This is a genomic window from Celeribacter marinus, from assembly GCF_965656515.1.
In the GTDB taxonomy this organism is placed as follows: domain Bacteria; phylum Pseudomonadota; class Alphaproteobacteria; order Rhodobacterales; family Rhodobacteraceae; genus Celeribacter; species Celeribacter marinus_D.
The window spans coordinates 1-9,495 of record NZ_CBFHKW010000074.1; the positions used below are offsets into that span (position 1 = coordinate 1).

The 9,495-nt window shown below is 55.5% G+C and carries 10 protein-coding genes and 1 pseudogene; 2 read left to right on the forward strand and 9 right to left on the reverse strand.

The window, feature by feature from the left end:
* Together ACTG34_RS12530 and carA are read right to left on the reverse strand one after the other, a co-directional pair.
* The coding region (locus ACTG34_RS12530; protein ID WP_439105222.1) for a glycosyltransferase at positions 1–1,252 on the reverse strand (1,252 nt) is incomplete at its 3' end.
* Between the two features lie 199 nt (positions 1,253–1,451).
* Entirely contained in the window at positions 1,452–2,615 is a 1,164-nt protein-coding gene (carA, locus tag ACTG34_RS12535; protein WP_439105223.1) for a glutamine-hydrolyzing carbamoyl-phosphate synthase small subunit, read from the reverse strand.
* 206 nt (positions 2,616–2,821) lie between these two features.
* On the opposite strand from carA, the gene ACTG34_RS12540 reads away from it, so the two are divergent.
* Positions 2,822–3,280, forward strand: coding sequence for a GatB/YqeY domain-containing protein (locus ACTG34_RS12540; RefSeq protein WP_439105224.1), 459 nt, complete (start codon positions 2,822–2,824; stop codon positions 3,278–3,280).
* Positions 3,281–3,361: 81 nt separating this feature from the next.
* On the opposite strand, the gene ACTG34_RS12545 is transcribed toward ACTG34_RS12540, so the two are convergent.
* The 7 genes and pseudogenes from ACTG34_RS12545 to ACTG34_RS12575 all read right to left on the reverse strand — a co-directional run bounded on the left by ACTG34_RS12545 (position 3,362) and on the right by ACTG34_RS12575 (position 8,914).
* Positions 3,362–3,907: a DUF2244 domain-containing protein gene (locus ACTG34_RS12545; RefSeq protein WP_439105225.1), complete on the reverse strand. Its 546-nt coding sequence runs from the start codon at positions 3,905–3,907 to the stop codon at positions 3,362–3,364.
* A 72-nt stretch (positions 3,908–3,979) separates the two neighbouring features.
* Complete coding sequence (locus ACTG34_RS12550) at positions 3,980–4,414, reverse strand: bleomycin resistance protein (RefSeq protein WP_439105226.1); 435 nt, start codon at positions 4,412–4,414, stop codon at positions 3,980–3,982.
* Positions 4,411–4,857 (reverse strand): hypothetical protein, encoded by a 447-nt coding sequence (locus ACTG34_RS12555; RefSeq protein WP_439105227.1) that lies wholly within the window; start codon positions 4,855–4,857, stop codon positions 4,411–4,413. Before ACTG34_RS12555 ends, ACTG34_RS12550 begins: the two co-directional genes overlap by 4 nt.
* Before the next feature lie 127 nt (positions 4,858–4,984).
* Positions 4,985–6,643: a cytochrome c oxidase subunit I gene (locus tag ACTG34_RS12560; RefSeq protein ID WP_439105228.1), complete on the reverse strand. Its 1,659-nt coding sequence runs from the start codon at positions 6,641–6,643 to the stop codon at positions 4,985–4,987.
* Between the two features lie 280 nt (positions 6,644–6,923).
* Positions 6,924–7,340, reverse strand: coding sequence for a c-type cytochrome (locus tag ACTG34_RS12565; protein WP_439105229.1), 417 nt, complete (start codon positions 7,338–7,340; stop codon positions 6,924–6,926).
* Positions 7,341–7,451: 111 nt separating this feature from the next.
* A pseudogene (gene lipB / locus ACTG34_RS12570) lies at positions 7,452–8,129 on the reverse strand (lipoyl(octanoyl) transferase LipB); the annotation flags it as partial.
* 11 nt (positions 8,130–8,140) lie between these two features.
* On the reverse strand, positions 8,141–8,914 hold the full coding sequence (locus ACTG34_RS12575) for a LytTR family DNA-binding domain-containing protein (RefSeq protein ID WP_439105230.1): 774 nt from the start codon (positions 8,912–8,914) through the stop codon (positions 8,141–8,143).
* A 120-nt stretch (positions 8,915–9,034) separates the two neighbouring features.
* Between ACTG34_RS12575 and ACTG34_RS12580 the strand changes: the two genes are divergently transcribed.
* Positions 9,035–9,495, forward strand: a 461-nt coding sequence (locus tag ACTG34_RS12580; RefSeq protein WP_439105231.1) for a DUF2306 domain-containing protein, incomplete at its 3' end; no start/stop codon positions are given.

The following is a 9,495-nucleotide window of genomic DNA, read 5'->3' on the forward strand; positions in this document are numbered from 1 at the left end:
AACAACGCGACAGCCAGTTTGTGCGCGCATTGTAGAAATCAAGCACACCTTGAATACAGGCGACATCGGGTGAGGCGGTTTCGAAATGGCGCACCACCTTGTGGATCTGACTCGGCTCAGGCGCGTCCTCGGCGTCCCAAATGCCAATGATCGATCCACGGCAAAAATCGAGTGCAAAGTTCAAGGCGCGCGGTTTGGTTTTGACCTGACCGCGCGGAACCGTGATCTGACGCATCCAGCGGGGTAGGTTGGCGGTGGCAATTGCGGCCTGCGTCACCTGATCATCTTCTTCGACCACGAGGCAAATATCGATCAACTCACGCGGGTACTCGATCCGCGACAACCGTTTGACCAGACGGGCGGTGATTTCGCGTTCGCGAAACAGCGGCACCATGACGGAGACAATCGGCAGGCGCGCGGGTTTGCGCCTGAGCGGCAAAATAGGCTGGGGGCGCCCCGCATCGCGTGCCTGAACAAAGGCGGCGGCGATTTTGAGCGCGGAATTGATCATCAATGTCACAACGGCCCACAGGGTCAGTGCGATAAACGCGGTATCGGGAAAAAACGTCACCAATAAGATCGCTAAAACCGCACCGCCCGATAAAATGCGGGTCAGACGTTTAATATCAATCTCGCGACAGCTTTCGGACGCCGCCACGCGCGTTTCTGCGGCATCAACCAATGCGCGTTGGCGCGAGCGTAATAGTGCATCGTGCAATGCGGTCTCTGACGTGATCGCAAGGCGGACAGGGCCAAATATGGCAGTAAGACGCGGGCGCTGGGTGTTGAACACCTCTGGGCGACACGATGCAATGATCGTTGCCCCTCCGGCGCGCCGCCACGGCAAAATACCGTGTTTGAGACATTCGTCGGCCCCCAGTTTGTCGATCAGGCGCACATCGGGCGCAAGCTCCGTGAAATTGGCCACTTTGGCTTGGTATTGTAGGGCAATTGCGTTGTAGAGCGTGGCCTCGTCAACCATCCCGCGCGCCAACAAGATATCCCCGATCCTTACGTTCTCCCGCTGGCGGGCTGTGACCGCGCGGGCCATGTCGACGGCGGTCACAGCCCCCATATCGACAAGGATCTGTCCAATAGGCGTGCGGATACGTTGCGGATCTATAGGGGGTGGGTCGGGTGTGTTGTGGGGATCGCGGTGGGTTTGTGCGGGCGCAATACCGCGCCTTACGGCCTCCAAGAGGTCCGTTGTCTCATGGGGGAGTGATTTGATCTGAAGCCGCTCAAACGACATTTTAACGTGACCCACACAAACTGGTTAACCGATGGTCAGTCGCGATGATCCTGACACAGTGTTTTCAACACACTCAGAGGTGACGAAAAGTGGTTAACAGAACGTTAATGCATGTGGATAGGTGTGAAAATAGGAGCAAAAGCGATGCTTTTTGCTCCTATTTCGGTGTTTGTGTTGCACAAAAGGCAGATATGCAGGCTTATGCTGGCTCGCGCTCTACCATTGCGGCGGCGAACCGCTCGAACAGGTAGTAGCTATCCATCGGGCCGGGCGACGCCTCGGGGTGGTATTGGACCGAAAACACAGGCTTTCCATCGACTTTGATGCCACAGTTTGATCCGTCAAACAGCGATACGTGGGTTTCGCGCACGCCCGCAGGCAAGGTTTGTGCATCGACTGCAAAGCCGTGGTTCATCGATGTGATTTCAACCTTGCCCGTGTCATTGTCTTTGACGGGGTGGTTTGCGCCGTGGTGGCCGTGGTTCATCTTGATTGTCTGCGCGCCAAGAGCGAGCGCAAGCATTTGGTGACCAAGGCAAATCCCGAACACAGGGATATCTTTGGCCAATACGCCCTGAATCATTGGAACGGCATAGACGCCCGTGGCCGCAGGATCGCCCGGACCGTTGGACAAAAATACGCCGTCTGGATTGTGGCTCAAAACGTCTTCGGCGGTGGCGGAGGCAGGCAAAACAGTGACGTCACATCCTGCGGAAGCCAAACAGCGTAGGATATTGCGTTTTGCGCCGAAATCGACGGCAACAACCTTGAACCCTTTGCCTTCACGTTTGGGGTAGCCGTCCGGCCACGCCCACCGCATTTCGTCCCATTTGTAACTCTGCGCGCATGTCACGTCTTTGGCCAGATCAAGCCCGACAAGACCAGAGAAGGCGCGTGCCTGTGCCACAAGGGCCTCAAGATCAAAGTTGCCATCGGGATCGTGGGCGAGGGCCACATGTGGTGCGCCTTGTTGGCGGATCGCGCGGGTCAAACGGCGGGTGTCAACGCCACCCATGCCAATACGACCGCGTTTGGCGAGCCACGGGCCGAGTTCTTCTTGTGTGCGCCAGTTGGAGGCGAGGGTTGGATCCCATTTGACGATCATACCGGCGGCAACTGGGTCGGCGGTCTCGTCATCCTCGTCGTTCACACCGGTGTTGCCGATGTGCGGAAAGGTGAATGTGACGACTTGGCCGGCGTAAGACGGATCGGTCATAATTTCTTGGTAGCCCGTCATCGCGGTGTTAAAACACAGCTCTGCAGTGGTTGTGCCTGTGGCGCCGAACCCCATGCCGTAAAAGATGGTGCCATCGGCCAGTGCTAAACACGCGGTTGGCTTTTGTGTGGATTGACCCGTTGCCATGTCGTGCGACTCCCATGTGCCCAAAATTGTCGGGAAACTAGGCAGATCGGTGGTGAGCGTCAAGACGCATCGGTCACAGAATAGCCGAAATTTGGGAATATAAAATTAACCAATAAAACCAGTGTCTTGAAAAATCGCTCGTGACTTGAGATCGGGGCTGCGTTTCGATATGGTAGGCGCTTCGACAGCGATAGAAAGAGATGTCTATGGATATGCGTGACCGGATCAACACCGCCCTCAAAACGGCGATGAAAGAGAAGGATAAGGAGCGGCTTTCCACGCTTCGACTGATCAATGCAGCCATCAAGGATCGCGATATCGCGGCGCGTGGTGAGGGCGACGACAGTGGGGTTGAAGACAGTGATGTCCTTCAAATTCTTGGGAAAATGGTAAAGCAACGCCAAGAGAGCGCTAAGGCGTTTGAAGAGGGCGGACGTATTGAGTTGGCCGAAAAAGAGCGGTCTGAGATCCTCATTGTCGAAGAGTTTCTCCCGCGCCAATTGGATGCCAGAGAGACTGAAGCCGCCATCGACGCGGCGATTGCCGAGACGAATGCAGAGAGCATTCGCGACATGGGCAAGGTCATGGGCGTGTTGAAAGCCAAGTACACAGGCCAACTTGATTTTGGGGCCGTGGGTGGCAAGATCAAAGCGAAATTGGGCTAAAACAGCGCGTATGTGCTGAATGCCGATGGTATTGAAAAGTGGCGGCGCTTGTGTCGCCACTTTTGGAGCTGAGCTTTGAACTCATCCCGATGCGGCTGGCGTTTTTACACGATCTAGAACGAGGGCAAGATCGTCGCGCAGCTGGATGCGTTCCTCGGGACTTAGAAACGCGCCGAGTTCCACCTCACGCGTTTGATCCGGACCTGCGCCTTTGAGCGTCAGATACTGTTCAATCTTTGCGGTGGGGTGCAGCGTGGTTCTGACCCAATAGGGATTAGCGCTCCATTCAATCTTGTCGCCTTTGGCCGTCCAGTGGGTCAACGTGATCCGGTCATGCCAGATCAACATTTCCTCGCGTAGATGGTCACGGTCCGATTTGCGCAACGCAATCCAAAGTGCTGTGAGAACACTCATCATACAGGCCAGTAGAATCCAGAACGCCGTGGTGCCGATAAACGGGATCACCGGCATCAGTCCGGCAGCAAACATCAACCAAATTGCTGCCGAAAACCCTTTGGACGGCAATGACCGATGCGGCCAGACATCAAGACGCAAAAGCGGTTTACCCGTCTCGCTCGAGGCAGGGGGCAAGGGCGCATGATGAGCAGGTGTCCAACGGTACGGCATAGCGTTTTGCTTTGTGCGGTTTTGTTTGTGCGTGTGACAGAGGTTAGCGCGGTCTGCGCGAGGGGGGAAGGGTCAGGTGGTCGCAGCGCGCGATCCCAAGGGTTCAAACAGCCGAAGTAGATACCCGTCTGGATCTGCCACCACAAACTGATGTTGGCCCAACGCCTCGTTACCTTTTCTATACCATGCCTGTTCGGGCTGAAGGGTGAGCGGATACTGTGCGGACGCGAGACGATCGAGGATCGGTTCGAGCGCGCAAACTTCGATCTGTAGGTTCATGCCACGTCCAAATGGTGGACTGGTTGGCAGGTGCTGATCCTCAAAGGTGCGACCAATCCCGATCTGGTCAATCATAAGACGGGCCGCGCCAAGGGACAGCATTGCAAACCCGTCCTCGGGGCGGGCATATGCGACATCGAAACCGATCAAGTCGCAATAAAATGCCTGAGAGACCTGCCAATCGGTCACCGCAAGTTCGGGAATAAGCGTGGGGGAGCTGTCCGTCATATGGTCACGCATTGCTCGATGGAATCGTCAAACTTGCGCTGCGCAGATTCAAGTGCGCCGATATGTGTGCCGTCAAATGAGTAGAGCGCTTGCACGCGCTGTGTGCGGGTCGCATAGGCTCCAAGGGCCGCGTGTTCCAGTATGACGACAAAGTTGGAGACAGGCATATTCGCAAACATGCGCGATGCTTTTTGCACTTCTGCTGTTGCCCATTTGGTGCGCACATAGCGTTCGATTTCGCGCGCGAGGCGGTCAATTTGCGCTGGATCTGGCTGCCCCATTTCATACAGGGGTTCGGGTGAGGTGATGAGCATGGCCACGTTGGTCTGGCCCGTTGCGCTATCATACACCTTTGAAAACTGGGCAGGATGCCAAAACGCCGATAGGTGGGACGGTTTTGGCTCCGCACCGTTGTCCAGAAATTTTGAAATCCATGCGATCATGTCAGTCCCCTTTGATCAAATGACTATCAATGAAATTAGGGCAAAAAAAGACCCCGCCGTGGCGAGGTCTTCCTTAGATCTTAATGGTTAACAGTCTCAAAGGGTATGAGAGTGCCGAGGCGTGCACTTAGTGTGCGTGGCCCTTGTCCCATTCTTCTTGCTTGGGAAGCGTCTCGAACGTGTGCTCTGGTGGTGGGCACGGCAGGGTCCACTCAAGTGTATCTGCGTACTCGTTCCAGTAGTTGTTCTCCGTGATGCGTTTTCCGGCAACCAACGTGTAGATCACGATACCGATAAAGAGCAGGAAGGACGCAAAGGAAAGCAACGCACCCCATGAGGAGACATAGTTCCAGTAAGCGAAAGCCTCAGGATAGTCGATGTAACGACGTGGCATGCCCTGACGACCCAAGAAGTGCTGTGGGAAGAACGTAAGGTTTACACCAACAAAGAACATCCAGAAGTGAACTTTTCCGAAGAACTCGGGGTATTGGCGTCCCGACATCTTGCCGATGTAGAAATAGATACCCGCAAAGATCGTGAAGGCTGCGCCCATGGACATGGTGTAGTGGAAGTGCGCCACAACGTAATAGGTGTCGTGGTATGCACGGTCTACGCCAGGTTGGGACAGAACGATGCCCGTAACGCCGCCAATGGTAAAGAGGATCAAGAACCCGAATGCAAAGAGCATTGGCGTTTTGAACTCAACAGAGCCACCCCACATGGTTGCGATCCAAGAGAAGATCTTAACCCCTGTTGGTACCGCAATAACCATCGTGGCCAACATAAAGTAGGACTGTTGCGAGAGCGACAGACCAACGGTGTACATGTGGTGCGCCCAAACGACGAAGCCCAGAACACCAATCGCGATCAACGCCCAAACCATTGGCAGGTAGCCAAACACAGATTTGCGCGAGAATGTTGCGATGATGTGTGACACTAGACCAAAGCCAGGCAGAACAACGATGTAAACTTCGGGGTGACCAAAGAACCACAAGATGTGCTGATACAAGATCGGGTCGCCGCCGCCACCAGGCTGGAAGAACTGGGTGCCAAAGTTACGGTCGGTGAGCAACATGGTGATTGCGCCAGCCAGAACAGGCAAGGACAACAATATCAACCAAGATGTTACAAAGATCGACCATGCAAACAACGGCACTTTGAACAATGTCATGCCTGGTGCGCGCATATTGAGGAAGGTGGTGATCATGTTGATCGCACCAAGGATGGAGGAGGCGCCAGAGACGTGAACCGCGAAAATCGCGAGATCCATCGAATAGCCGCCCTCGTTGGTGGAGAGCGGTGGATATAGCACCCAGCCCACACCAGAGCCGCTTTGCCCGTCGCCACCAGGTGCCAACATGGACGCAACGCCAAGGCCAACGCCAGTGACGAACAACCAATATGACAGGTTATTGAGACGCGGGAACGCCATGTCCGGCGCACCGATTTGCAGCGGCATGAAGTAGTTGCCAAAGCCGCCGAACAGCGCAGGAATCACCACGAAGAACATCATGAGCACACCGTGATAGGTGATCATAACGTTCCAAAGGTGGCCGTTTGGCGTACACGGGTTAGCCAACAGGCCTTCCATACACATGTACTGAACACCGGGTTCCATGAGCTCGAGGCGCATGAATACCGTGAAACAAACGGAGATGAAGCCCACAGCCGCAGCTGTGAACAGATAAAGGATGCCGATATCCTTGTGGTTTGTCGACATGAACCAACGAGTAAAGAACCCGCGGTTGTCTTCGTGCCCGTGGCCGTGAATGGCTGCGTCTGCCATGCGGTCCTCCCGATTTAAGTGCGTCTTATGCGTTTGCTCCGTCGCCCCCGTAGGTCGGGAGTCAGTAGACGGAATTAGAATATGTCTAGTCGCTCAGGCTCAACTGCGCAATGTGTCAACGCGCCGCAATCGTAGAAAAATGCGGGCTTACCCTTGTAAAGTGCGCCGTGCGTTCAACGAATGGACCGTAGTAGCCTGTTTGCGCGCTTGGTTGCGAGGCGCGGTACATGAAAACGCCGCCCCCAATGGAGCGGCGTGTCCGTAGTCTGGGCCGTGTGCCTTATTGAGCGGGCGCAACAGACGCGAGGTAGGCCGCAACATCTTCGCCGCCCTTTTTCAATTTGAACGTCATCTTGGATTTGCCGTTCCCACCGTAAGTGGTGATAAAAGCGCTTGGGTCGACAACGTATTCTGCAACAAGTTCTTCTGTCCAAACCATGTCTGGGTTCGCCTCGGCTACGGATGAGATGCCAGCGCCGAATTTGAAGTCGCCGGATGCAATCGCGGTGCCCATGATGCCATATAGGTTCGGGCCGGTTTTGCCGCCTTTTACGATGGTGTTGTCGCCATCAACAATCATGTGACAGGATTTGCATTTGTTGAAGCCTTTTTCACCGGCGACCGCGTCTCCTGCGGCAAAGGATGCCGTCGAGGATACCATCAGGGCGGCGGCTGTGAGGGCAAAAAGTTTGGTCATTGAGAGTCTCCGGAGCTTGAATCGGTTGATATGGGCGAACAATAGGGATTTTGTGCGCAGAAGAAAGGCGTGGATTGTCGCAGGGGATAGACCAGCCATCCTAAAAAGAGGTTACGGAGTATTGTTTTCTGTGTTCTGCGCCCCGAAAACCTGATCAAATCCGCGTTTGAGGGCGACATCCACGTCATCCATGGTGACAGGTAGGCCCAAATCGACAAGCGATGTCACGCCATGCTCGGTAATTCCGCAGGGCACGATGCCGCCAAAATGGCTAAGGTCGGGTTCGACGTTGATGGACAATCCGTGAAACGACACCCATTTGCGAATTCGCAGGCCAATGGCTGCAATCTTATCCTCGGCTTTGGCCCCTGTGGCGGTGAGCGGTTTGTCATCGCGCACGACCCAGACACCTACGCGGCCCTCACGGATTTCGCCCTGCACATTGAATTCTGCGAGGGCGGCAATCACCCACGCCTCCATATCGGCGACGAATTTGCGCACGTCTTTGCCGCGTTTACTCACGTCGAGCATGGCGTAGGCCACTCGTTGCCCCGGACCGTGGTAGGTGTATTGCCCGCCGCGTTTGCTCGCGTGGACGGGGAATCGGTCCGGCTCTACGAGGTCTTCGATTTTAGCGGAGGTGCCTGCGGTGTAGAGCGGTGGGTGTTCGACGAGCCAGATCAACTCATCAGCCTCACCGCGCGCAATGGCGTCGGCGCGCGCCTCCATCTGAGCCACAGCATCGTCGTAATCGGTCAGCCCGTTGGTGATGCGCCATTCGACCATTCTTGTGTTCCTCGTTAGCGCGGCAAAAGCCCCGCCTCTTTAAGTGTTTTTATGTGTGCGCGACTGACCGGAATATCGCCGCCTGTGCGCATCGTTAAAATAGCGCGATCTGCATCACGTCGCACGGCCGTGACGTGATCAAAGGCCGCCCAATGGGAGCGGTGCACCTGTGCGCCACGGGTTTCGCCAACTTCACGAACCGCATCGCTCAGGCGCATCAGGATCAAGTCCTCCCCTTTGGTAGTCCGAATCCGCACATAGTGATCCTCAACCGAAAGCGCCACGAGGGGGCCGCGTTTGTCCAATGGCAAGCGATCCAAAAGAGGTGTACCTGTTGGGGTGCTCTTTGCTGAATGCGCCGCGCTTTTGGTGTCCATGTATTGAAAAGCCGCCGTAATCAGAATCGTCATTCCGACAAGTGTGGCCGCAAACAATGGCCAGTCTCGCGCGGGTGGCACCCATCCGAATGTCATCGCATTGATGATCACAACGACGAGGAGCACACATAGACTGGTCAGTATTCCCAGAAAAAACACCCGCATGGCAAACGGCAGGCCGCCCAAACGGTGCTTGAGCGCAAATGTCACCAGTGATCCGGCCCCGAACGTCAAGCAGACCATGATCGACCAGTAGACTAGACGCGCGCCCACAGACAACAGCGCACCGGTATTGAACGGTGCGGCCAAGGTCACAAAGACGCTCATTCCTCCGAGCGCCAAAAGTGTCTCGCGCCGTGTCACATATGCCCGCCATTCACGAAGCGCGACTTGCGTTTTCCCGTCATTCACGAAGCAAACCCCTTGTTTTGCGTACTTCAAATGGCACGCAGGGCAGGGGGTTGTCTAGGTCAACTCAGCGGGGCGCATCGCCCATCCCTGATTTTTCACCTCTGTTTGAAAGGTTTTTCAATGTCCGTTGATCCGTTTATGACCGCCGCACCTGTTATCCAAGTGCATGCAATTGCAGCTACGCTCGCGCTTTTGCTCGGCCCTGTTGTGCTCTACCGTCACCGCCGTGACCGACTGCACAAAACCCTTGGGTATATCTGGGTCGTGGCCATGGCGGTTGTGGCCATGTCGTCGTTCGGGATTTCGGGGTTTGGCCTAATTGGACCTTTTTCGCCGCTGCACCTTTTAGCGCTTTTCGCACTTTGGTCGCTCTATGTTGGTGTGCGCTTTGCCATTGCGGGCAATCTGCGCGGTCACGAGAAAACCATGCGCAATCTGTACTGGCGCGGGGTGTTTGTGGCGGGTGTGTTCAATTTTCTCCCCGGTCGGACACTCAACCGTATGTTCATGGATGACGCGCGCCAGTTGGGGTGGGTCGTGATTGTGCTTGGATTGAGTCTTGTTGTCGCGGGTGTCTGGCG